The following is a 23,721-nucleotide window of genomic DNA, read 5'->3' on the forward strand; positions in this document are numbered from 1 at the left end:
TCCGAAAATGGGCCCGGAAACTGGCTTTGCTGAAGTATTGGCAATCCGGTCAGGAGTATTGGGCTAACTCCATCGCCAACTAAATTTAAAGCGCCCAAACGCAACGAACCCCGGAAAAACCGGGGTTCGTCAGCAGTCTGAGGGCGGCCCTCGGGCCGCCCTTTTTCGTTCCTGACCGCCGGATCAGACCAGCGGCTTCTCGGAGACGATGATGCCGTTATTGTCGGCATACACGTAATGACCCGGATGAAAGGTAACTCCGTGGAAGGTAACCGGAATATTCAGGTCACCGATACCCCGCTTCTCGGTCTTCCGGGGGACGGTGCCCAGCGCCTGCACACCCAGGTTGGTCTGCCCGATCTCGTCCACATCACGGATGCAGCCGTAAATGATCAGGCCGGCCCAGCCATTGCTGGCCGCCTTCTCCGCCAGCATATCGCCCAGCAATGCGTTACGCTTTGACGCACCACCATCAACCACCATGACGCGGCCATGTCCGGGCTGACCCACCTGCTCCTTGACCACGGAGTTATCCTCGAAACACTTCACGGTGACAATCTCACCGCCAAAGTTTTTCACGCCACCGTAGTTGTTGAAACCGGGCTCGACCACCTGGACTTCCGGAAATTCGTCACACAGATCCGGGGTAATGATGTCTGCCATGTAGTTACTCTCCTTTGTCCGGAAATGGAATCAGTCGATCTTCTCGTCGGCCAGGAAGAACCAGGTATCCAGAACCGAATCCGGGTTCAGGGATACGGAATCAATCCCCTGGTCCATCAGCCACTTGGCCAGATCCGGATGGTCCGACGGGCCCTGGCCGCAGATACCGATATATTTGCCAGCCTTCCTGCAGGCCTGGATAGCGTAGGACAGCAGCAACTTGACCGCATCGTTCCGCTCATCGAACAGGTGGGCGATGATGCCAGAGTCGCGGTCCAGCCCCAGGGTCAGCTGGGTCAGGTCGTTGGACCCGATGGAGAAGCCGTCAAAGTGCTCGAGGAACTGGTCGGCCAGCAAGGCGTTGGCCGGCAGCTCGCACATCATGATCACCCGCAGGCCGTTATCGCCACGCTTCAGACCATTCTCCGCCAGCAGATTGACCACCTGCTCCGCTTCACCGACGGTCCGTACGAACGGCACCATCACTTCCACGTTGGTCAGGCCCATCTCGTTACGAACTTTCTTCAGGGCACGGCACTCGAGCTCGAAGCAGTCCCGGAAGGTATCGGAGATGTAGCGGGAAGCACCCCGGAAGCCCAGCATCGGGTTCTCTTCATCCGGCTCGTACAGGGTGCCGCCGATGAGGTTGGCGTACTCGTTGGATTTGAAGTCGGACAGACGAACGATCACTTTCTTCGGCGCAAACGCGGCTGCCAGGGTGGAAATACCCTCCACCAGCTTGTCGACATAGAAGTCTACCGGTGAAGAATAGCCGGCAATACGCTTTTCCACGGTCTGCTTGATATCCCGGGGCAGGCCGTCGAAGTTCAGCAGTGCTTTCGGATGCACACCGATCATCCGGTTGATGATGAACTCCAGGCGTGCCAGGCCAACACCTTCGTTGGGCAGTGCCTGGAAATCGAACGCGCGGTCCGGGTTGCCCACGTTCATCATGATCTTGAACGGAATATTCGGCATGGAATCCACGGTGTTCTCGCGCAGCTCGAAATCCAGCGCACCTTCGTAGATCATGCCGGTGTCACCCTCGGCGCAGGAGACCGTCACTTCCTGGCCGTCCTTCAGCACTTCGGTAGCATCACCACAGCCGACCACGGCCGGGATACCCAGCTCCCGGGCAATGATGGCCGCGTGACAGGTCCGACCGCCCCGATCGGTAACGATCGCGGAGGCACGCTTCATGACCGGCTCCCAGTCCGGGTCGGTCATGTCGGTAACCAGGACGTCGCCCGGCTGCACGCGATCCATCTCGTTGATGCTGGTGATTATTTTCACCGGACCACTGCCGATCTTGTGGCCGATACTGCGGCCTTCCACCAGCACCTTGCCGGTTTCGTTCAGCAGGTAACGCTCCATGACATTGGCGGCGGCCCGGCTCTTAACAGTCTCCGGACGCGCCTGGACGATGTAGATCTTGCCATCGTCACCATCCTTCGCCCACTCGATGTCCATCGGACGGTCGTAGTGTTTCTCGATGATCATGGCCTGCTTGGCCAGCTCTTCCACCTCGGCATCGGTAATGGAGAAACGGTTACGGTCTTCCTGGTCGACCTTGACGGTCTCCACATACTCGCCTTCGCCGGGGCTGGAATGGTAGACCATCTTGATGGCCTTGCTGCCCAGGTTACGGCGCAGCACCGCCGGGCGACGGGCTTCCAAGGTCGGCTTGTGAACATAGAATTCGTCCGGGTTCACGGCACCCTGGACCACGGTCTCGCCCAGGCCGTAGGAAGAGGTAATAAAGACGACGTCCCGAAAGCCGGATTCGGTATCCAGGGTGAACATCACGCCACTGGCCGCGGTCTCACTGCGCACCATCTTCTGGATACCGGCGGACAGGGCCACCAGCTTGTGGTCGAAGCCATGGTGGACGCGGTAGGAAATGGCCCGGTCATTGAACAGGGAGGCAAACACCTCCTTGACCGCGCGACGCACCTGCTGGAGGCCCACCACGTTCAGGAAGGTTTCCTGCTGCCCGGCGAACGAGGCGTCCGGGAGGTCTTCTGCCGTGGCAGACGAGCGAACCGCAACCGCCATGTGCTCGTTTCCGTCCTGCAGCTTGGCATAAGCCTCTGCCAACGGCTTTTCCAGGACATCCGGCAAATCGGTATCAATCACCCACTGGCGAATCTGGGAACCGACGCGGGCCAGTTCGTTTACGTCGTTAACGTCCAGCTTCTCGAGGGCATCATCGATCTTGTCCTTGAGGCCGTCGGTTGCCAGGAACTCGCGGTAGGCGTGAGCTGTCGTGGCAAAGCCGCCGGGAACGGTGACACCTGCGTTGGCGAGATTACTGATCATTTCGCCCAGGGAGGCGTTCTTTCCGCCTACCCGGTCGACATCAGACATTCCGAGGTGATCAAACCAGATGATGTAATCTTCCAAAGCGCGTCTCCCTTAGAGTCTGTGAAGCAAAGAGCAAAACCGGGCCAGCGATATTCAGCGGCAAATGCAGGCAATATCCACTGCGGAGTCTCGAACTTGGCGTGTATGATACTGTAACCTGCGGAAATTACCTAGGGCACTCACAGTCAGATTTGGAACCGGACACACACCATGAAACGTACTGCCTTCTTCATCTCCGACGGCACCGGCCTGACCGCCGAAGCGCTCGGCCACGCACTTTTGGCCCAATTCGAGAAAATCGACTTCGAGCGCGTGACCGTTCCCTACATCGATGACGAGGACAAAGCCCGGGCCATGGTGACCCGGATCAACAAGGCCTCAGAGACCGACGGCGAGCGGCCGCTGGTGTTCGACACCATTGTGGACAGCGACATCCGGGAAATCATCTCCCGGGCCGACGGCTTCATGGTCGACATCTTTGGCACCTTCCTGAATCCGCTGGAACAGGAACTGAATGCATCTTCTTCCTACACCGTAGGCAAAAGTCACTCGATCAACAACGAAGGCAGTTACGAACGCCGGATCAAGGCCGTCAACTTCGCCCTGGACAACGACGATGGCGCCCGCACTCGCCATTACGACGAAGCAGACCTGATTCTCATTGGCGCTTCCCGCAGTGGCAAGACACCCACCTGCCTATACCTTGCCCTGCAGTATGGTGTAAAAGCAGCCAATTACCCGATTACCGACGAAGACCTGGCCGACCAGCGCATGCCTAAAGCCCTGCGCCCCCACCGGGAAAAACTGTTCGGCCTGACCATCGATCCCGAACGCCTGGCCACCATCCGCAACGAACGCCGCCCCAACTCGCGCTACTCGTCCATCCAGCAGTGCATGCATGAAATCGAAGAGATTGAACTGATGTACCGGCGGGAGCGGATTCCCTATCTGAATACCACGGCGTATTCGGTGGAGGAGATTTCGACGAGGATTATGGTGACGACCGGGCTGAAGCGGCATCGGTGATGAAATTGGGGTCAGAAGAAAGCGTTCTTCAGACCCCCGAGGTTCAGATTGAAGGTGGGGTCTGATGAAAGCCTTCATCTGACCCCGTTTTCATCCAGCCTAAAGCTCCTGAATCGCCAGCCCCAGCTCGGTCACCATCTCCCGGTTATCGGAGCTGGTCACCACCGCGGTGCTGGCCTTCTCCGGCACCAGCCAGGTGTTGGCCACCCGCTTCAGGTCATCCAGCGTCACAGCCAGAACCCGCTCCCGGAACCGGGCGCGTTGCTCGGGTGAGCGGCCGAACAGCTTGTTATGGAACGCATGCCGCGCGGCACCGGCCGGAGAGCGTGGGCGGTCGAGCTGGCCAATAACGCCGAGGATGGACTCCTCCAGCTCTTGATATTCATGGTCGTTTTCTTGCAGCCAGTCCAGGGCCTTGTCGAAGTCTTCCAACGTCTCACCCAGCCGGGGATCCCGATAGGAGAAGAACCGGAACACGCCATTGACGCTGTCCTGCCCGGCGCCACCGCCATAGGCACCACCCTTCTCACGAATGGCACGGTGCAGGTACCCGTTACGCAGGAACCCGCCAAGCACGGTCAATGCCGCCGCATCGGGATGATCCACCGGCACGGTCTGATAGGCCCTGGCGCAGAAGTTAACCTGGGTTGAGGTGAGCCAGGCTTCCCGTGTGGTGTAATCCACCGGGTCCATGCGCCAGGTTTCCCCGCTGCCATCGGGCTCGCCCTGCCAGCAGGATTTGAGGTCATCCACCATGGCCGGCAGCTGCTCGTCTTCACCGATCACCAGGAACTGGCGCCGCTGGTTCCGGATCTTCTCGTGCAATGCAGCCAGCCGGCCACAGAAGGCCTCCAGCTCGGCCGGATCGTTCAGGGCTTCATCCAGTTGCTTGGTACCGCGAATTCCCGCCAGGCCACCAAGACGATAGGCCAGCCAGGCACCCGCACTCAGACCCTGGGATGCCGCTCCCATGGCCAGAGCGTGGCCACTGCCGGTCACCGCCTGAACCCGACGGGCCCGGATCTGGGCAATGATTTCCCGGATACGGTCCTTCTCGTCAAAGCGCGCACCGTTGTAGACGTCATGCAGCAGTCGTGTGAGCTTGCCACGGTTACGGGCCAGGGCCTTGCCACTGAAAATCAGGTAGCCCGAGACATCCTGCACGTCATCGATCTTGCCCTTGGCACTGAAGGCGGCACTGATGCCACCGGATTCCGCGGAAATCCGGTCCTGCATCTGCAGGTAATCCAGATCACCACAGCCGACCTCCGAGATCAGTGTGGTGTAGTACGGCAGGAACAGAAGATCTTCTTCGGTCAGCGTCGGAACCGGCACTACCACCTGCTCGTACACCAGGCCGTTGGTACCGCGGGCGTAAACCGTCGCGGAAATATCGCCGTCATAGCGGCACTCCGGCTCGGGCATCTGCAGGGGTACATCGGACAAATCCACCTTGGGCAGGATGGAGTCGTCATCCTTGCGCATCTGGCGCTCTTCGAGGGCGCGGGCACGATCCACGATCTGCTGAGCCTCTTCCTCTGTCAGCGTGGCTTTGCGACGGGCCAGGGCTTCTCGGATTGCCTGCTGGCGACGGGACTCCAGCTTCTCGTCCGGGCGCAGGGTCAGGGTGACCCGGTGCGGGTTTTCCAGCAGCTTGCGGCGAATCAGGCCCGGCACATACTCCGGATCCTTGATCTTCTCCCGCAGGGTTGCCAGTACCGGCTCGAGATCCAGCAGTTCCACCGGGTCGCCGCCATGAACCATCGGCGCGATGGCACTCATGATCAGCTGCAGACCATAGGGGAACTGGTCGCCGGCGATTTCCCGCTGATGCAGTTCCAGCTGGTGGAGGATTGCTTCCAGCCGTTCCTCGCTGACACCCTCTTCAATCACTTTCTGCAGGGTGTTCTCGATCAGCGTCTCGAGCTCTTTGTGCTTGTCCGGCTCACTGCCCTCGATACCACAAACAAAGGTCATCTCCCGGTTGGAGTCTTCGAGGCCACACATGGGTGACGGCGCATGGCCGAGATCGGTGGTTTCCAGCGCCCGCATCAGCGGGGACGCGCTGTTCTCCAGCAACACAGCGGACAGCAGCTGGCCTTCCATGTTTTCCAGCAGGTCAAAACTGTGGCCGAGCAACCACCCCGTCACGATGTGGGTCTTGTTCTCGGTGCCCTCACCCTCGTTCACCGCATAGCCCTGCTCCACCCGGACCGGGCTGAACATCCGCTTCTCGTCGCGGACCGGCAGTTCGATGTCGAGCTTGTCGAACCGCTTGAGCGCCAGCTCCTCGAAGCGCTCGTGATGCTCGTGAGCCGGAATACTGCCGTAGGTGGCAAAGATCGCGTTGCTCGGGTGGTAGTGGTGGCGATAGAAGTTGACCAGATCGTCGTAGCTCAGATCGACGATGTGATCCGGCTCACCGCCACTGTTGTAGTGGTAAGTGGTGGTCGGGAACAGGTGGCTGCTGAGGTTCTGCCACAGCTGGGAGGTCGGCGCGCTCATGGCCCCCTTCATCTCGTTGTACACCACACCCCGATACACCAGATCAGTGTTGGGATCGTCCGGCTTCTCGAATTCCAGCCGATGACCTTCCTGGGCAAAATCCAGCGGGTCCAGCTTGGAGAAAAACACCGAATCAAGGTACACCGAGAGCAGGTTGTCGAAGTCCTTCCGGTTCATGCTGGCAAACGGATAGGCCGTCCAGTCACTGCTGGTGAAGGCATTCATGAAGGTGTTCAGGGACCGGCGAATCATCATGAAAAACGGGTCCCGCACCGGATACTTCTCACTGCCACACAGGGCCGTGTGTTCCAGGATATGAGCCACCCCTGTGGAGTCCATCGGGAAGGTGCGCAGGGCAACGAAGAACACGTTCTCGTCGTTGTCCGCCGCCAGATGCAGGTGGCGGGCACCGGTCTTCTTGTGACGGTACTCCTCAACCTCGAGGTTGAGGGTGTCAATCCGGTGACTGCGTAGCTTCTCAAAGGCCGGATGGGTTGCGTTCTCGATCACAGCAGCCATTCAATCTATCCTGTCTTTAAACAAATGGAGACTTGTAGGGTAACACGTAGTATCGATTATCATGCACAGTCCCGTAGCGATAAGGTAGTCCTGCAAGCCATGACCAAGTCCGCTGAAGAAACCACAACCCTCGAGGCCCCGGAAGTCGCCGCCTACTGGGCGGAGCGGCGCCGCTACCTCGAGCGTATCCGCAAGGTACCGGAGATCCGAAACAGGTTCTGGCGGGAAGTCGGCATCTACCTTCTGCGTCGCCTGCTATGGTCCTTCGGCTTTTTCCCGATCATGATCGCCTTCTGGGTTCCCTTTGTACTGTCGAGTTTCAATCCGGTGGCTATGGCCGCCGACCTGATTCCCCTGCTGCAGGATTTCGTCAATTCCAACCCGGAGGTCCAGGCCACCACCATCAGCACCATTCTGATCGCCTGGGCTTCAATCGGTTTCTTTTTCCTGGTTTTCGACTTCGTCCTGACCCCGTTCCGCTCGCCCTATGAATACGAAGCCGATGTCTACATGAGATCATGGGAACAGCTCAACCATGATCAGCTTCCGGACAAAGTGTGATTTGTCCGGCATTCTCGATAACTTCAGACACTTTCTGTTACATAACGTTGCAGTCAGTGGTTAAGATCAGGAGGTAATCAGGATTCGGTAAGACAGGATCAAGAGGTTCCTCCATGGTCGATTTCAGACCACTGCTGTTCATTAATGCGCTGGCGCTGATGCTCCTGGTGACCGCCGGCTTTGCCTCGGTTGGTGATGACCACAGCTTGCTGGAACTGCAACCCTCGCCTACGCCTTCCGAAACCATTGAGACGGCGGTTACCAACACCCCTGAACCCGCCGAGCCCGAGAAAATACAGCAGGTGCCAGAGCCTGCGCCCCCGAAACCGACTCCGAAAGCGATCTCCGTGGCCGAGCCCTTCAGCATTCCGCCCCTGCCCGAAGACACTCAAACGACGGCGATGGCGGAACAAGCGGCGAAACCAGAACCAAAGCCGGAACCTGAACCCACCACCGGCCTGATGGTACTGCGCTCCAATGTCATTGGTGATCAGGTCACCATCAACGGCAAAGAGTACGGGGCTACCCGTCTCGATCTGGAGCTCCAGCCCGGCGAATACGACGTCACCATCAGCAAGCCCGGCTATCAATCCTGGCAACAGACGGTTGCCCTCGAAGCCGGGGACGAAATGACCCTGGTCGCCAAACTCGAGGCCTATACCACCGTCAATTACCGCAACGGGACCTGGGTCGGCGGGGTCCGGACCGGTGACGGCACCTACCAGGATCAGCAAGGGCTGCGCTACGAAGGCCATTTCATCGACGGCAAATTCCACGGCAAGGGCACATTGACCCGCGCGAACGGGGACATTCTCACCGGCCAGTGGGCGGAGGGACTGCTCAATGGCCACGGCTCCCTGACCACCGCCGACGGCATGCTGTATGTCGGCGGTTTCCGCAACAATGAATTCCACGGTACCGGCGCCCTCACCTATCCGGACGGCCGAGCCTACGAGGGCGAGTTTTCTAACGGTGAATTCCACGGCTCGGGCACCGAGATCTTTGCCGACGGCAAGAAATACGAAGGGCAGTACATGGAAGGCACGTTTCACGGCAAGGGTCTGCTGCGCAATCCCAACGGCAGCTCGATCGAGGCCACCTTCCGCCACGGCGAACCCTATGGACAGGTTCGTCTGACCACCGCGGCCGGTGAGGTATTCACTGCCCGCACCACGGAACCCGGTGTGTGTTATCGGGAGAAGAGCTATCGGGCCACCCAGTGCCCGCAACTGGAAGGCTGGTAAATCCCGGCCCGGTAACCCACGCACTCGCAGTAACAGGTTGAGGTAGTGACCATGTCGATCAAGAACGCTCTGCTGGTAGATGACTCCAAGGTGGCCCGGTTTGCCCTGAGCAAACTGCTGGAAAGCCGGGACATGCAGGTCAACATGGCCGGCTCGGCGGAGGAAGCCCTGGACTTCCTGAACAGCCATGAGCGCCCGGACGTGATTTTCATGGACCACCTGATGCCCGGCATGAACGGCGTGGAAGCCACCCGCGCCATCAAGGGCAATCCGGACACCGCGGACATCCCGATCATCATGTGCACGTCGAGGAAATCCCCTTCCTTTACCGAGGAAGCGAAAAACTTCGGGGTCTACAACATCCTGACAAAGCCACCGCAGACGGACGGCCTTGGCGAGGTTCTCGACCAGCTGGCCAGCGACGTCAGCAACGGCACTCTCCCAGAACCAACATTCACGGAGATTCCGCAGGAAGCGGATCGCGAGGTTCTGAGTGTTCCCGAAGACGCGTCGGTGCAACTCGCTCCGAAATCCGAGCCTGAGCAGGAACCGATGACCAATGGCCACGCCCCATCCAACGTGGTGCCACTCACCAGTGAACTGATCGAACAGATCGCGCGCTCAGCGGTGAAGACCCACATCAACAACCGCCTCCATGAACTGCTGAGCGACCTGTTCGATGAGCAGTTTGATCATCTGAGACGCGCTCTGGATGAGACCCGGAGCAAACAGGAAGCCGCCATCGAGGAGCGGCTGGGCGACCTCTCGGAACTGATCGAACAGCGCACCCGGCACCTGCGGGATGATGTGGCGGCGGAGGTGAACCTGAGCCTTGCCCGCGAGCTGGCCGAGCTGAAGCGGGACCTCAAGCGTCAGTCCGGCTTCACCAGCGAGCACATGGACGAGCTCAAGGATCACATCACCAGCGTGCAAACGATTGACACCGAGTTCTGGCAAACGCTGCAGTCGGAGGCGATCCAGCAGGCCCATGAAATCTCGCGGGAAACCTCGGAAGACATCGCCCAGCGCACCATTGACCTGTTCGTTGCGCAGCAGCGCGCCGCCAACTCCCGGGTCTATGCCCTGGGCCTGGCAGTCAGCCTCGGCATCTTCAGCGTCGGTATTGCCTGGCTGTCCGGTTTGTTTGGCTGAACCGCGCGCGGATGCGCCGCCAGTCCGAGGGCGTATCGACATCGTCATGAATGCCCTCAACGGGCACCAGGGTAGCGCCAACCTCCGTGAGCAGCCTGCCGGCACCCCGATCCCCTTCCAGGACCATCACCTCGGGCCATAGCCAGCGAGGCAGATACGCCGGTACACCGGCCCTTCCGCCATAATCAGCCGCCATCGGCTGGCCTGGCACCTGCCGCGCCGCCTGTCCCATTGCCCGAAGGGCCTCCGGATCCAGCAACGGCTGGTCTGCCACCAGCACAAAGGTGCCTTTTACCTGCGGCCCCAGACTCTCAATGCCTGTTGCCAGCGACGCAGACAAACCCTGGGCCCATTGTTCGCAGGGCAACCAGACCGAGGGCTGGAGATGACAGCGAAAACGGATCAGCGGGTACCAGGCGCCGGTGACCACGCGCACATCCCGGCTGAGCAACCGGGCCTGGCGCAACGCCTGATCCAGAAGAGTACCGCCATCCGGCAGTTTGAGCAGGGCCTTGGGACGCCCCAGGCGGGTTGATGCACCGGCTGCCAGCACAATCACGGCAAAACCGGATTCGTCCGGATGAGAACTGAATCTTCTGATAAGCACCCCGATAGCAATATCCAATGGCGGGAAAGCACCGGCACACTGCCGGAACTGCTGATTTTTGCTAGAATTCGCCCATCACTCAATCATACCCTCCGGACTCCCGATGAATCACCTGTTTGTCGACAACCTTACCGTCATCGATTTCGCCTACCTGGACGCTACCCGCGGGCTGGTGGGCGAGAGCTGGATAGCTGACGTGGTGCTTGGCGGAGAACTGGACGAACAGGGCATGGTGTTCGACTTCAGCAACGTCAAACGCACCATCAAGCGAGTGATCGACGAGCGCGTCGACCACCGTCTGGTGATCCCCAGAGGCTATGAAGGCCTGATCTGGAACGAAGACCAGCCGGACACCTTCACCTGGAAGCTCACCGATGGCAGCGAGATCATGCACCGCTCCCCGGATGAGGCCGTCGTCTGGCTCTCCGCCGAGCACGTGGTGCCCTCCGCGGTGGCCCGTCTGCTGGAGCACGAACTGATGGAGGTGTTGCCGGCCAATGTGACCTCCGTGACCATCAACCTGCGCGAGGAAGTGATCGAAGGTGCCTACTACCACTACGTTCACGGCCTGAAAAAACACCTGGGCAACTGCCAGCGCATCGCCCACGGCCACCGCTCTCCGATCCGCATCGACCGCAACGACCACCGGGATTACGACCTGGAACGCCGCTGGGCCACCTTGTGGCGGGATATCTACGTGGGTTCCGAAGAGGACGTGGTTCGTCGCCACGTCGGGGCAGATGGCGTTCGCTACGTAACCTTCGAGTACGAAGCCAACCAGGGCGAATTCGCCCTCACCCTGCCCGAGGAACGGGTGTATATGCTGGATACCGATACCACTGTTGAGCTAATTGCGGCGCATATGGCGGACAAGCTGAAGGTGGAGTTTCCGACGGATTCGATTCGGGTGAAGGCGTATGAGGGCGTGGGCAAAGGGGCGATTGCCGAGCGTTGAACCGGTAACGCGGGGGCAGAGATCCAAGACGGGGTCAGAAGAAAGCGTTCTTCAGACCCCAGGGGGTAAGTCGGGGTCTGATGAAAGCGTTCTTCAGACCGCAGGGGGTAAGTCGGGGTCTGATGAAAGCTTTCATCTGACCCCATTTTCATGCCAGCGCCAAACTCAGGGGTCTGAAGAACGCCTTCTTCTGACCCCATCTTCACTATCTGACAGACACAAAAAAACCGCCCGAAGGCGGTTTTTTTGATGGCTTTCCGGTGGACTAAACCGTCAAGCCGTATTGGCGTCCCCTAGGGGGTTCGAACCCCTGTTGCCGCCGTGAAAGGGCGGAGTCCTAGGCCACTAGACGAAGGGGACTAGAAATTGGTGGAGCCAGGCGGGATCGAACCGCCGACCTCAACACTGCCAGTGTTGCGCTCTCCCAGCTGAGCTATGGCCCCTCAACGGCTGCGTATATTAAGGATCCACCCGGGGGGCGTCAACACTTAAAAACACTTTTTTTTCAGTTTTCTGAACCTCCCTGTCCAGATCGTTTACTTCTTCACCAAACCGGTTATTACACACCCAATGCGGCGTATTCCTTCTCCACTTTCTTGGTTTCTTTCTTCGAGAAACCACCCAGAACCTCCAGGGCATGGCGCAACCGCGAACGGGTCATGTCCGGTCCCAGCAGAGCCATGGAATCCATTACCGACCAGGAATTCGGCGTGCCGGCAATCGCCACGAACACCGGGAACATGAAATCGCCCATCTTCAGCTCCATGGCCTTGGCCAGGCCCTTGATGTCGGCGAAAATGTTTTCCTTGCTCCAGTGCCGCTCGGCTTCCAGCTTCCACAGGGTAAACTGCAGCACCCGCTTGATCTGGGCTTCTTCCAGCTTGTTGTGGGCGAAGTCCTCCGGGGTGAGGTTGAGCATGCCAGAGAACATGAACTGGGCCATGGGGACTACGTCAGAGAACACCTCAGCCCTGCCCTTCACATGCGGCACCAGAGCCTTAAGGTCGTCTTCATTGAACCACCACTGGCGCATGCGCTCCATGAACTGCTCATCGTTCAGCTCTTCCCGCAGCCACTGACCGTTCAGCCAGCGCAGCTTCTCCACATCAAACACCGGCCCGCCAAGGGATACCCGCTGGATGTCGAAGTTCTCGATCATCTCGTCCAGGGTGAATTTCTCCCGCTCATCCGGCATGGACCAGCCCATACGGCCCAGGTAGTTGGTCACCGCCTCCGGCAGGAATCCCATGCGCTCATAGAAGTTGATGCTGGTGGGGTTCTTGCGCTTGGAAAGCTTGCTCTTATCCGGGTTACGCAGCAGCGGCAGGTGGCACAGCACCGGCATGTCCCAGCCGAAATACTGATACAGCAGCTTGTGCTTGGGCGCGGAGTTGATCCATTCCTCGCCACGGAGGACATGGGTGATCCCCATCAGATAGTCATCCACCACATTCGCCAGGTGATAGGTCGGCATGCCGTCGGACTTGAGCAGAATCTGGCAATCCACCTGGCTCCAGTCGATCTCGATGGTACCGCGCAGCATGTCGTCGATTTCACAGATACCCTCATCCGGCACCTTCATACGAATGACGTACTTCTCCCCGGCGTCGAGGCGGCGCTTGACCTCTTCATCCGACAGCTCCAGATCGCCCTTGATACCCGGATTCATACCCTTGGCCTTACGCTCCTCACGGATCGCATCCAGCTCTTCCGGAGTCCGGAAACAGTAAAAGGCGTGACCGGCCGTTACCAGGTCCTCGGCATACTGGGCATACATGTGCTTGCGCTCGGACTGGCGATAGGGACTGTGGGGACCACCCACATCGGGACCTTCGTCCCAGTTCAGCCCCAGCCAACGGAGGGCCTGCAGGATATCCCGCTCGGATTCCGCCGTGCTGCGTGCCTGATCAGTGTCTTCAATCCGCAGGATGAACTGCCCGCCGTGCTGCCGGGCGAAACACAGGTTGAACAGGGCCACGTAGGCGGTACCAACGTGTGGATCTCCGGTGGGGGATGGAGCAATTCGGGTACGTACAGTCATAAACTTTCCTGAAATGTCGGTGGCCGTTTGATAAAGCCGGCATTATACCGGCCCGCCGCCGATTTCGCATGACCATCCCGTTGGCGATTCAGGCAATCTTGTTATATTATAACATTTCATTCAACACAGCTTCAGGAAGTCCGAACATGTCGATCTTGTCCCGCGTGGGTCGATCCCTTGCGCCTGTAATCCTTGGCGCCGCCGTATTCACAGCCGCGCCCGCAAACGCCGAAGTGAACGTGGTCACCTCGATCAAGCCGCTGGAACTGCTGGTGCGGGCGATTGCACCCGAGGATGTCCAGGTCACAACCCTGGTACCGCCAGGCTCCAGCCCCCACAACTACACCATTCGCCCGTCCCAACGGCGCGCCCTGGAGAATGCAGATCTGGTGTTCTGGGTCGGTCCGGATATGGAAACTTTCCTCATCCGCCTGCTGTCGGCCGAAGAGTTTCATGGTCGCACCATCGCCCTGTCCGGTGAGGAATTAGCCGAGGAGGGACACGAGGAAGAGCACGGTCACGATCACGGCCATGGCCATGGCGAAGGCGAGGACCCGCATCTGTGGGTAGACCCGATGTTGGGTCTCGAGATGGCCCGGGATATTGCAAAGGCACTGGCCGCGCAGGAAGGTGCGGACCAGAATGCGATCAGCGAGAAGCTGGCCGCATTTGAGGTGGCACTGACCGAACGGGAAGCAGCCATTCGCGAACAGTTGGCACCGGCAAAGGAGATTGACATCTTTGCCTATCACAGCGCCCTCGTCCGCTTCACCGAGCATTATGAACTGGAACTGGCAGGCGTACTGACGCTCAATCCGGAGCTTTCCCCGGGGGCACGGCACGTGGCCGAGGTCCAGGACAAGCTACGTGAAGCGACACACCCATGCCTGCTGACTGAACCGCAGTTCAACCGCCAGTGGTGGAGTTCCATCACCGAAGGCCTGGACGTGACGTTCAGCACCTGGGATCCACTGGCCATGGAGATCGACGCCACCGAGACCGGCTACATCGATTTCCAGCAGTCCATTGCCGATGCCATCCTCCAGTGCCTACCAGAGGATGCTCAGCATTAACGGAATGGAGGCCATGGCCAGCAGGGTCTGGCCACTGATGATGCCCGCCATCAGGGGGGCATCGCCACCCAGCTGTCGGGCCAGGATATAAGCTGAAGTGGCGGTGGGTAACGTTGCCAGCAACACCGCCACCTGCACCATCAGACCTTCCATACCCAGCATCCACGACAGGCCCGCCGCCATCAGCGGAAAGGCCAGCAGCTTCAGCACCGACGACACCAGAAACGGCATGGAGGCGCCCCGCAAGGCGGTTAGCTGCAACCCGGCACCCACGGTCATCAGGCCCATAGGCAACGCCAGGTTGCTCAGGGGCTGAAGGATTCCAGCCAGCAAAGGGTGGAAACCGATCTGGAAATAGCTCCAAACCACCCCGATCACCGAGCCGACAATCAGCGGGTTGGTAACGATCGCCTTGAACACCTGACCAAACCGCACCTTGTCCTGATCCGCCACCAGGGTGAACATCAGAATGCACAGCAGGTTCAGCGTGGGCACCATGACCGCCACGGCGATTGCCGTCAGGGACAGCCCGTCATCCCCCAGCAGCATGCCACCTGCGGCCAGGCCCACGTAGGAGTTGAACCGGATCGCGCCCTGGTAAACAGAGGAGAACACCGGCCCGCTCCAGCGCCAGATAAGCTGCACCACCACCAGCACCAGTGTCATCGCCAGCAGCATGGAGAAGATCAGCAGGGCAATGTCACCATAGGCCGACGGGGGCAGTCGCGCCTGGCCCAGCTTGAACACCAGCATCGCCGGGAAAAGCACGTAATAGGTGAAACGCTCGGCCTGGGGCCAGAAGTCGTCACCGGGAAAGCCCCAACGCCGGAACAGGTGCCCGAGCATGATCAGCACGAACACCGGCACCAGGGCCTGCACCATCACTGGCATATCAACAGCTCCAATCCGTGTGTTTGGTCATCAGTCCTCAATCACTACGAAGTTCTCTTCGGAGCCGGCCGCTTCCAGCCGTCCCATCGGTGACAGTTCCAGCCCCTGCTCCCGGGCCACGGCTTCGAACGCCGCACGGCTCTCCTCGGCCACACAGACCATCAGGCCGCCGCTGGTCTGGGGATCACAGAACAGCAGTTTGTCGGCTTCGGTCATGCCTTCAATGGCTTTGCCAAACGCGGCTGCGTTGCGGTGGGTACCTCCGGGAATGCAGTCCGCGTCGATATAGGGCTGAAGGTTCGGCAGTACCGGAATGGCACACCGATTCACCGTTGCCCGCAAACCACTGCCGCGGCATACCTCCAGCAGATGCCCCGCAAGGCCGAAGCCGGTCACATCCGTCATGGCGTGAACGCCGTCCACATGCGCAAAGGCTTCACCCGCCTTGTTCAGCGTCGCCATGCTCTTCACCGCAACTTCAAGATCCTCAGCACTGACCTTGCCCTTCTTGGAAGCGCTGGTGAGAATCCCCACGCCCAGAGGCTTGGTGAGGTACAGCAGGTCCCCGGCTTTGGCGGCGTCATTGCGGATGATGCGGTCCACCGCCACCTGCCCCGTCACCGCCAGACCGAAGATCGGCTCCGGAGAATCGATGCTGTGTCCGCCAGCCAGGGCAATCCCCGCCTCGGCACACACGGCGCGACCGCCATCAATCACCTGCGCAGCAATCTCTGGCGCCAGTTCGTTCACCGGCCAGCCCAGAATGGCAATGGCCATCACCGGCTTCCCGCCCATGGCATAGACATCACTAATGGCATTGGCAGCGGCAATCCGCCCGAAATCAAACGGATCGTCCACCACCGGCATGAAGAAATCGGTGGTACTGATCACCCCGAGGCCATTGCCCACGTCCGCCACGGCGGCGTCATCACGGCTGCTGTTGCCTACCAGCAGGCGTGGATCCTTGAATTCGGGCGCGTCGGTATGAAGAATGCGATCCAGCACATCGGGAGCAATCTTGCAGCCACAGCCTGCGCCGTGGCTGAGTTCGGTCAGTCGGATAGCCAAAGTACGTTTCCTATTTTTTCGCATGTAAATGAACGTATTCGGGAAATACGCGCAAGTCTACCCGTCGGCCCGGTTTGCATCCATATCTGCACCACCCAGATCAATCCCGCACCTTTCGGCGGAAGCATCCCCGTGCAAGAATTCTTGGTCAAGCCCAACCATCAGGAGCTGCAATGAGCCAGGACAACCCCTACGGCCCCGCCACAGGCATCATCCACAACCGCCATCACCGGGACAGCTTCGGCAGTCCTTACTCGCCGGTCTACAACACCACCACCTACCAGTTCGAGAACACTGAAGCGTTGCTCGACGTGATCGAGGCCCGCGCACCGGGCCATCTCTACACCCGCTGGGGCACCAACCCGAGCATCGAAGAACTGGAACAGGGCCTGGCCCGGCTTGAGAACGCAGAGTCCGCGCTGGCGTTTGCCTCGGGCATGGCCGCCATTTCCGCGACACTGCTGGCCCATGGGCGCAAGGGCATCGTGTGCGTGGGGGATCTGTACGGAGGCACCCAGGAGCTGCTGGTCAATCACTGCCAGGCACTGGGCATTCCGGTGCGTTTCCTGTTCAAGGAAGAGGTGGGCCAGCTGGCAAACACCCTGGATGAACCGGGCAAGCTGGTGTATTTCGAGACGCCGGCCAACCCCAACCTGGCCATTCTGGACGTCGCTGCCATCGCCAGGACCGCCCACCAGCATGGCGCCCTGGTGGCGGTCGACAACACCTTTGCCAGCCCCATCAACCAGCAACCACTGGAACTGGGCGCCGACCTGGTGTTGCATAGCGCCACCAAGTACCTGGGCGGCCACAGTGACCTGACCGCAGGCGCACTCATGACTACAGCGGAACTGGCGGCAGCGGTGGTGCCCTGGCGCAAGAACCTGGGCCAGCTGCTTGCCCCGGAAACCGCCGCCCTGCTTTCACGGAGCCTGCGCACCCTGCCGGTACGTATCCGCCAGCATAACGAGAACGCCATGGCGGTGGCACAGGCCATGGAAAATCACCCGAAGGTGCGCCGTGTGCTCTACCCCGGCTTGCCCGGATTTGCCGACCACGAACTGGCCGCCCGGCAGATGAAAGGATTTGGCGGCATGGTCACGATCGAGGTGGACGGTAACCGGGCAGCATCCACCGCGGTGGCAGACAACCTGCGCCTCTTCCTGCTGGCCACCAGTCTCGGCGGCGTAGAGAGCCTTGTCAGCCAACCCTGCGCCACCAGCCACCACGGACTCAGCCAGGAGGAACGTCTCAAGCGGGGCATTACCGACGGCATGCTGCGGCTATCCATCGGGCTGGAAGATGGCAAGGACCTGATCGAGGATCTTAATCAGGCCCTCGACAAAGCCTTCGGCTAAAACTCAGCGGCTGACCAGATAATCCGCCAGCCGACGGGCGAGGAATCCGGGCAGCAGCTTGTTGGTGAACCACAGGCTGCGGGCCCGCTTACCCGGAATAATCAGGAATTGGCGCCGATCGATGCCCCGGCGAATCTGCTCGACGGCATACTCCACCGGCAATGTACCGGCCATCAGCTTCAGGCTCTCGGTCTGTTTCGGCCGGCTCTTGCGCTCCTCCACCACCAAAGGTGTCTCCACCTCCGGTGGACAGACCACAGACACATCGATGCCCCTTGGCGCCCATTCAATTCGCAACACTTCCGCCAGACCAACCACACCGTATTTCGAGGCACTGTACGCCGAATACCCGTAACAGCCGACCAGCCCGGCCATGGAGGCCACGAACACAAATTGGGCGCCGGCCTTCAGATGCGGCAACACCCCCGCCGCCACGTGTCGGGAGCCAAGCAGGTTGATGTTGATGAGCCGGGTGTAGGCATCGTCGTCGATTTCGTCAAAAGGCGCAGCGATGCAGATACCGGCACAATGGATGACCACATCCGGCCCTTGCTCCGCCGCAGCCTCGGAGAACACCGCCCGGACCGAGGCGGGATCACTGACATCCAGGGCAAAGGCGCGCACCGGGCCAGCGCCGGGAATGGAGGAAAGCTCGGCAACGGCCTCTTCTGTGGACTGGATATCAAAGAGCGTCACCGCGCAGCCGGAGCGCACATAGTCTCGGGCAAGCTGGAGACCGATACCGCTGGCACCGCCGGTGATGTAGATGTTTCTGGTGGAGTCGGATGAAGCGACTTTACGGGAGTGGCTCATGCGCGGAACGTGCTCCGTTCTGGTTATTGTTCCCGGTAGCTTAACCAGCCATCGCTGAAGAACCTATGCCTTCATTGACGGAGCGCGAAGTGGCCGAGCAGCCAATCAGCGCTCAAAGCCCGAGCCACTCTGCCAGCTGAAGGTTGGTTTTTAACCGCAGACGCTGCTGCAACATACCTTCGAATACGCCGTCGAGGCTACGACTCTCCCCCAGCAACGGAAGCGCCGCTTCCGCCTCCGAGTAAAACTGTCGCTCGCGTTCCGATCCGACAATGGCATGCTCCCACCACTCGATCACCCGGGGCCGGGCCTGTTTCAGCAGGGAATCTGCCGGGAGCCTTTCGGATTTCGCAGCATTGGCGGTGTGGGAAGCAGGCAACAGATTCCACAGATCGTTATTGTTCCACCGGGACCAGGGAAAGCAGTGATCAATATCGTAGCGACTCCGGGAAAGGTCTCTGGCGGTCCACACACACTCCACGGAACCGGAAGACAGCTGTTGCTCCACCAGCTTGCGCACCACCGAGGTATCGCGCCGCCCTTCTACCCACTGCAGCGCCTTGTGGTAAGTCTCCGACGAGTAACGGGCCTCCCAGCTGCCCATCAGGTTGATCCACTCATTCACAATCGCCGGCTCTACCCAGCAGGCATAACGGCTGAAGGTATCCCAGAGCATGGCCGGTACCCGGAAGCGACCGAACCGTGCCAGGGTTTCCTTATCCAATCGGACCGGCTCGTTACGAATGGTCAGTCGGCTTGCGCCACCCTCGAAAATCTGGCGGTGGGTACCCGGCCAGGTGGTGAAATGCGCCGGGTTCTTGAGAATGTTTGAAGCCGCCAGCCTGATAGCCCGCATCACCACCGGCGCAACCTCCGCCGACAGCGACAACCCCACCCGGAAATCCAGCGGCGACAACTTCCCCAGCTCGTAAAAATCATCGCCCGCAAAGCCCAGCCCACGGGAACCCGGAGACTGCCGTAGATGGTGTTTCAGCACCAACGGGTGATACAGCATGACCCAGAACAGACCCACTGCCCCCAGCGGCAGTTCCACCCAATCATCCGACCGGTTCAGCACCAGCCCCGGCGCGCTGTCTGCCATACGCACCAGGGTCCGCAGCAGGCCGAGCTTGTAGGTGGAGGATTTGTTGTCGTTGATGATGATATGCCGCAACGTGGGCAGCGCCCCGGTGCCGTCATCCGGCAATCGGTATACGGCGGTTTCCCACCATATATCTTCGCGCTTTAATTCATCTGCACGAGCTGTATCCGGCAATGGCACCGGCATAACAGCACGATGGCGGGCAAAGCTGTCCAGCTCAGCTTTGGTGACTTCGTAGAACTTCCGCTCTCCATCCCCCGGCCCGTGGCGCAGAGTGATCACCAACATGCCGGAGGGCGCCAACAGCTCCGTCAGAATCCGGAACGCCCGCTCGCGGGAAGTGGGCGGAACGTGCATCCACACCGCGGACACCAGAACCAGATCAAACCGGTAACTGAGTTTGCGGATTTCGCTCATGTCCGGCAGGGAATCATCCACCCACTGGATACTCCGGTGCGCTGTTGCCGCCTCGCCCAGGCGTCGCAACTCGGAAGCCGGCTCCACCGCCACCACATCCCAACCGCGCCCCGCCAGGGCCAGTGCATCGCGGCCGCTGCCAGCACCTACGTCCAGAGCGAGTCCGGAATTCTTGCCCAGTTGGGGAAGCCAGTCGCTGTGGACCTGTTCGAAGGTCAGGGACTGGTATTGATCAAAGAATTTCTGCGCGTTTTTGTTGTAGGAGGCGTAAGTCATGCTACCGCTAACTTTGCAGCCTGTTGCCACATAAAGTTTGGCATAGGCGTACGGAGTTTCCACGTAATACTCATTGGCTGTGAACCAGTATGGGACGCGTAGTCTACCTCTCCATAATTCACAAAGCCCATCGTGCGACCATATTCATCCTTGGCTTGCTCCCTTACAAACAAAAACAACCTTTTGTTAATGGAGCTGTGTTGAATATAGTCCTTCCCTCGCCCGCGGTCAGGCCGGGCGCTGTTTTGCGACTGCCAATGAAACAACTCCTCGTTTATGGCGTAGTCGTGATACATGGTGGTCGGAGAAAATTGCTTTTCGTTCTTGTCTAATGTGACAAACAAGAGCTCGATATTCTGATCCTGTATTACAAAAACGCCTTCTCTTGAGGGGGGCTGATGATCGAAAGTTATTGCACCAAATCCAACCAGAATTTGCTCTCGAGAGTAACGCGTATGCAAGCGTAAAGGGACTTGCTGCAACTGCGGCATACTTGGCTGCTCATGTTTGGTTTGCGCCAATTTCCAATCGAGCACGTCTACCAACTCGTACTTAAGTCCCAACTTATTGAGTTCGGCCAAGCTCTGGGTAAGTGACTCGAACTTCAACTCAGGCCCGGCTTTTTGCCAGAAATCGTAATGGCACATCAGCGCCCGACGACTATCTTCCTGATCCCAAACAAAGCCCGCCTGGCACAACCTTTTAAGGAAAAGTAGGTAGTTGTGATCGTCACAAATCAAAATCCGATTGAAGATCCCCTTTTTCGCCAGTTTGAACCGCGACTTATCATCAACTTCTTCATCTTTGGCTCTACTAACCAGCTCTGACCAACTGCCTCGCTTATACAGCTCATTGAGATCAATGTGTGGATGCTGAGTTAGAAAATTCTTCAGTGTCAGCGGCTGTATGGAATGCTGAGGAAACTGGCGAACCAACGAAACCAGACGCTTCAGCGTCAGAGTGGCCTGCCGGATGTTACTGAGCACCATCTCCTGGGTTTTCTTGGTCAGCTCAATCCGGCAACCCAGTGGCGCATGAGGGAAACCTTGTTTCAGCTCATCGGTGATCGAGCGTTCAGACTTACCCACCAGCGCTCTGAATTTATTCGCAAAATCATACTCTGGCCGGGAATTACCGACGAAATCCAGTACCGTGCAACAATCTTTGCCGTCGGCCAACCGAAGACCGCGGCCAAGCTGCTGCAAGAAAATGGTCAAGCTCTCCGTCGGACGGAGAAACAGCAGAGTATCCACTTCCGGAATGTCGATGCCTTCGTTGAAGATATCGACCACACACAACACGTTGATCTTCCCGGACCGAATGGCTTGCTGCTTTTGCTGACGTTCATGGCTGTTGTCACTGGTCAGCACATCAGCCTTGATACCATGCAGCAGGAGCTGCTGAACCATAAAATTCGCGTGATCGCGGCTCACACAGAATGCCAGCGCCCTCATGGCGTCTATATCGGTGACGATTTCCCGCAAACTGCGCAGTATCTTTTTTACTCGGTCATGGTTGTGCGTGTACAAGTTGGTTAGCTGAACGGGATCGTAACGACCACGATTCCACGGAATGGTGCGAAGATCAGTGTCGTCATCGACTCCAAAGTATTGGAATGGGCAAAGGTGGCGACGGTTGATTGCTTCTGGCAAGCGAAGCTCTGCCGCAATGACGCCACCAAAGTCGCCGAGAATATCGCCACCATCGTGCCGCTCCGGTGTTGCCGTCAGCCCCAAAAGTATCGAAGGCGAGAAATGCTCAAGGACCGCTCGGTAACTTGATGCGGCAATATGGTGCACTTCATCGATTACAATGTAGTCGTAGTAGTCCGGTGTCAGTTTCAGCTGATGTAGCTGGTTGTTTAATGTCTGGATGGATACGAAAAGCTGGCGGTAATGTTCAGGCAGCTGTCCTCCCACCCATAGCTCGCCAAAAGCACTATTTCTCAGTACTCCCCGGTAGGCTTCACGAGCCTGTCTCAGAATTTCCTCCCGATGTGCAACAAACAGAAAATTGGCGTTCGGTTTCGCTTTTAAAAATCGGTGGAAATCAAAGGCCGAAATAAGCGTCTTACCGGTGCCTGTGGCAGCTACGATAAGGTTTCGATAACGCCGGTGTACGTCCCGTTCCACAGACAGCTGTTCCAGAATGTCCTTCTGATGAGGAAACGGCGTAATATCAAAAAAATGCACCGCGCCAACATCATCCCATCCTTTCTGCTGCTTCAGTGCACGCTTGAGTTTCTCAGCGCTTTCCGCCTGGCCATCAAACTGCTCAAATTCGTCTGAAGCCCAATAGGTTTCAAAGGTGCTGAGGGACTTGTTGATGATGTGCGGAATTTCCTGAGACGTGATCTTCAGATTCCACTCGAGGCCATTAGTCAACGCCGAGCGGGAGAGGTTTGATGATCCGATATAGCCGGTGTGAAAGCCCGAATTTCTGAGGAACAAATAGCTCTTGGCGTGCAGCCTCTCGCGCTCGGTGTTGTAGCTCAGCCTCACTTCGGTGTTCGGCAAGCTGGCCAAATACTCAACCGCCCTCGCATCGGTCGCGCCCATGTAGGATGTGGTGATAATTTTCAGCTCGCGACCACTGGCGGTAAAGGCTTCCAGCTCTTTCCTGAAAATACGAATTCCGGCCCACTTGATGAACGACACCAGCCAGTAAATCGTGTCCGCTGAAAGGATTTCTCTTTTCGATTCGGACTCAAGTGACAGGCCGGCATTACTTCCCGAGAACAACTCACTCTGGGTAAGTCCCGTGAGAGGGTAAATATCTTCTACGTATTGCTTGAGGTTAGCTGCAACAGGGTTATCCAGCTCATACAGAGCGGTCAGAATCTTTCCCTGGCTATCAAGAAGATTCTCTTCCAGAAATCCGTCGTCCTGGATCTGCCCTTTCAACCAGATTAGCAGTTGGTTGGAGAACTCGATCTGCTTTTGCAGCCGGTCGTCGCCCGAGGGCACTGACTCAATGGCGAACTCAAGAATATTTGGGTATACGGATTTAATGGTTGATGGGGCACCTTCACCCCATCAATCTGATACCACCCTCAGATGGTTGATAGATCGACTCCGTAGTTGAGT

General features: G+C 58.7%; 16 protein-coding genes, 2 tRNA genes and 1 pseudogene. 7 read left to right on the top strand and 12 right to left on the bottom strand.

The window, feature by feature from the left end; translation table 11 throughout:
- Positions 1-183: 183 nt before the first annotated feature.
- Together rraA and ppsA are read right to left on the bottom strand one after the other, a co-directional pair.
- Positions 184-663, bottom strand: coding sequence for a ribonuclease E activity regulator RraA (gene rraA, locus DET50_RS18650; RefSeq protein WP_092000191.1), 480 nt, complete (start codon positions 661-663; stop codon positions 184-186).
- A 30-nt stretch (positions 664-693) separates the two neighbouring features.
- Positions 694-3,066 (bottom strand): phosphoenolpyruvate synthase, encoded by a 2,373-nt coding sequence (gene ppsA, locus DET50_RS18655; RefSeq protein ID WP_113864220.1) that lies wholly within the window; start codon positions 3,064-3,066, stop codon positions 694-696.
- A 171-nt stretch (positions 3,067-3,237) separates the two neighbouring features.
- Between ppsA and ppsR the strand changes: the two genes are divergently transcribed.
- Positions 3,238-4,053 carry a posphoenolpyruvate synthetase regulatory kinase/phosphorylase PpsR gene (ppsR, locus tag DET50_RS18660; RefSeq protein ID WP_092000197.1) on the top strand — a complete coding sequence of 272 codons (816 nt, stop codon included), beginning with the start codon at positions 3,238-3,240 and terminating at the stop codon, positions 4,051-4,053.
- A 99-nt stretch (positions 4,054-4,152) separates the two neighbouring features.
- Here ppsR and DET50_RS18665 read toward each other — a convergent pair whose 3' ends face one another.
- Positions 4,153-7,077: an insulinase family protein gene (locus DET50_RS18665; RefSeq protein WP_113864221.1), complete on the bottom strand. Its 2,925-nt coding sequence runs from the start codon at positions 7,075-7,077 to the stop codon at positions 4,153-4,155.
- A 99-nt stretch (positions 7,078-7,176) separates the two neighbouring features.
- On the opposite strand from DET50_RS18665, the gene DET50_RS18670 reads away from it, so the two are divergent.
- From DET50_RS18670 to DET50_RS18680, 3 genes are all read left to right on the top strand, one after another.
- Positions 7,177-7,638, top strand: coding sequence for a hypothetical protein (locus tag DET50_RS18670; protein ID WP_113864222.1), 462 nt, complete (start codon positions 7,177-7,179; stop codon positions 7,636-7,638).
- 113 nt (positions 7,639-7,751) lie between these two features.
- Positions 7,752-8,882, top strand: coding sequence for a PEGA domain-containing protein (locus tag DET50_RS18675; protein ID WP_113864223.1), 1,131 nt, complete (start codon positions 7,752-7,754; stop codon positions 8,880-8,882).
- Between the two features lie 51 nt (positions 8,883-8,933).
- Positions 8,934-10,034, top strand: a complete 1,101-nt coding sequence (locus DET50_RS18680; protein WP_113864224.1) for a response regulator — start codon at positions 8,934-8,936, stop codon at positions 10,032-10,034.
- On the opposite strand, the gene DET50_RS18685 is transcribed toward DET50_RS18680, so the two are convergent.
- Positions 9,994-10,641 (bottom strand): nucleotidyltransferase family protein, encoded by a 648-nt coding sequence (locus DET50_RS18685; RefSeq protein ID WP_258546173.1) that lies wholly within the window; start codon positions 10,639-10,641, stop codon positions 9,994-9,996. The genes DET50_RS18680 and DET50_RS18685 overlap by 41 nt on opposite strands.
- Before the next feature lie 103 nt (positions 10,642-10,744).
- Between DET50_RS18685 and DET50_RS18690 the strand changes: the two genes are divergently transcribed.
- A complete protein-coding gene (locus tag DET50_RS18690; protein WP_113864226.1) occupies positions 10,745-11,596 on the top strand; it encodes a 6-carboxytetrahydropterin synthase in 852 nt (283 codons plus the stop codon).
- 284 nt (positions 11,597-11,880) lie between these two features.
- Here DET50_RS18690 and DET50_RS18695 read toward each other — a convergent pair.
- From DET50_RS18695 to gltX, 3 genes are all read right to left on the bottom strand, one after another.
- Positions 11,881-11,956 (bottom strand) — tRNA-Glu (locus tag DET50_RS18695).
- 7 nt (positions 11,957-11,963) lie between these two features.
- Positions 11,964-12,039, bottom strand: a tRNA-Ala gene (locus DET50_RS18700).
- A gap of 116 nt (positions 12,040-12,155) precedes the next feature.
- Positions 12,156-13,637 carry a glutamate--tRNA ligase gene (gene gltX / locus DET50_RS18705; RefSeq protein ID WP_113864227.1) on the bottom strand — a complete coding sequence of 494 codons (1,482 nt, stop codon included), beginning with the start codon at positions 13,635-13,637 and terminating at the stop codon, positions 12,156-12,158.
- Between the two features lie 146 nt (positions 13,638-13,783).
- Between gltX and DET50_RS18710 the strand changes: the two genes are divergently transcribed.
- On the top strand, positions 13,784-14,710 hold the full coding sequence (locus DET50_RS18710) for a zinc ABC transporter substrate-binding protein (protein WP_113864228.1): 927 nt from the start codon (positions 13,784-13,786) through the stop codon (positions 14,708-14,710).
- Here DET50_RS18710 and DET50_RS18715 read toward each other — a convergent pair.
- Positions 14,687-15,601: an AEC family transporter gene (locus DET50_RS18715; RefSeq protein WP_113864229.1), complete on the bottom strand. Its 915-nt coding sequence runs from the start codon at positions 15,599-15,601 to the stop codon at positions 14,687-14,689. The two genes, DET50_RS18710 and DET50_RS18715, sit on opposite strands and share 24 nt — an antisense overlap.
- Positions 15,602-15,631: 30 nt before the next feature.
- Positions 15,632-16,669, bottom strand: coding sequence for a selenide, water dikinase SelD (gene selD, locus DET50_RS18720; RefSeq protein ID WP_404932757.1), 1,038 nt, complete (start codon positions 16,667-16,669; stop codon positions 15,632-15,634).
- A 173-nt stretch (positions 16,670-16,842) separates the two neighbouring features.
- Between selD and DET50_RS18725 the strand changes: the two genes are divergently transcribed.
- Positions 16,843-18,027, top strand: coding sequence for a trans-sulfuration enzyme family protein (locus tag DET50_RS18725; RefSeq protein ID WP_113864231.1), 1,185 nt, complete (start codon positions 16,843-16,845; stop codon positions 18,025-18,027).
- Between the two features lie 3 nt (positions 18,028-18,030).
- Here DET50_RS18725 and DET50_RS18730 read toward each other — a convergent pair whose 3' ends face one another.
- From DET50_RS18730 to DET50_RS18740, 3 genes and pseudogenes are all read right to left on the bottom strand, one after another.
- Complete coding sequence (locus DET50_RS18730) at positions 18,031-18,840, bottom strand: SDR family oxidoreductase (RefSeq protein WP_113864232.1); 810 nt, start codon at positions 18,838-18,840, stop codon at positions 18,031-18,033.
- 112 nt (positions 18,841-18,952) lie between these two features.
- On the bottom strand, positions 18,953-20,635 hold the full coding sequence (locus tag DET50_RS18735; protein ID WP_113864233.1) for a class I SAM-dependent methyltransferase: 1,683 nt from the start codon (positions 20,633-20,635) through the stop codon (positions 18,953-18,955).
- Positions 20,632-23,628 (bottom strand): annotated as a pseudogene (locus DET50_RS18740) (DEAD/DEAH box helicase); the annotation flags it as partial. The pseudogene DET50_RS18740 and the gene DET50_RS18735, both read right to left, overlap by 4 nt.
- Positions 23,629-23,721: the final 93 nt, after the last annotated feature.

Origin of the sequence: Marinobacter pelagius (assembly GCF_003315345.1) — a bacterium.
Lineage (GTDB): Bacteria > Pseudomonadota > Gammaproteobacteria > Pseudomonadales > Oleiphilaceae > Marinobacter > Marinobacter pelagius_A.

Coding starts and splice junctions, on each gene's coding strand:
- DET50_RS18715 (WP_113864229.1), bottom strand. CDS start 15,601: ATGCCAGTGATGGTGCAGGCCCTGGTGCCGGTGTTCGTGCTGATCATG.
- DET50_RS18675 (WP_113864223.1), top strand. CDS start 7,752: ATGGTCGATTTCAGACCACTGCTGTTCATTAATGCGCTGGCGCTGATG.
- gltX (WP_113864227.1), bottom strand. CDS start 13,637: ATGACTGTACGTACCCGAATTGCTCCATCCCCCACCGGAGATCCACAC.
- DET50_RS18710 (WP_113864228.1), top strand. CDS start 13,784: ATGTCGATCTTGTCCCGCGTGGGTCGATCCCTTGCGCCTGTAATCCTT.
- DET50_RS18670 (WP_113864222.1), top strand. CDS start 7,177: ATGACCAAGTCCGCTGAAGAAACCACAACCCTCGAGGCCCCGGAAGTC.
- DET50_RS18690 (WP_113864226.1), top strand. CDS start 10,745: ATGAATCACCTGTTTGTCGACAACCTTACCGTCATCGATTTCGCCTAC.
- rraA (WP_092000191.1), bottom strand. CDS start 663: ATGGCAGACATCATTACCCCGGATCTGTGTGACGAATTTCCGGAAGTC.
- DET50_RS18680 (WP_113864224.1), top strand. CDS start 8,934: ATGTCGATCAAGAACGCTCTGCTGGTAGATGACTCCAAGGTGGCCCGG.
- DET50_RS18725 (WP_113864231.1), top strand. CDS start 16,843: ATGAGCCAGGACAACCCCTACGGCCCCGCCACAGGCATCATCCACAAC.
- DET50_RS18735 (WP_113864233.1), bottom strand. CDS start 20,635: ATGACTTACGCCTCCTACAACAAAAACGCGCAGAAATTCTTTGATCAA.
- DET50_RS18730 (WP_113864232.1), bottom strand. CDS start 18,840: ATGAGCCACTCCCGTAAAGTCGCTTCATCCGACTCCACCAGAAACATC.
- ppsR (WP_092000197.1), top strand. CDS start 3,238: ATGAAACGTACTGCCTTCTTCATCTCCGACGGCACCGGCCTGACCGCC.
- DET50_RS18665 (WP_113864221.1), bottom strand. CDS start 7,077: ATGGCTGCTGTGATCGAGAACGCAACCCATCCGGCCTTTGAGAAGCTA.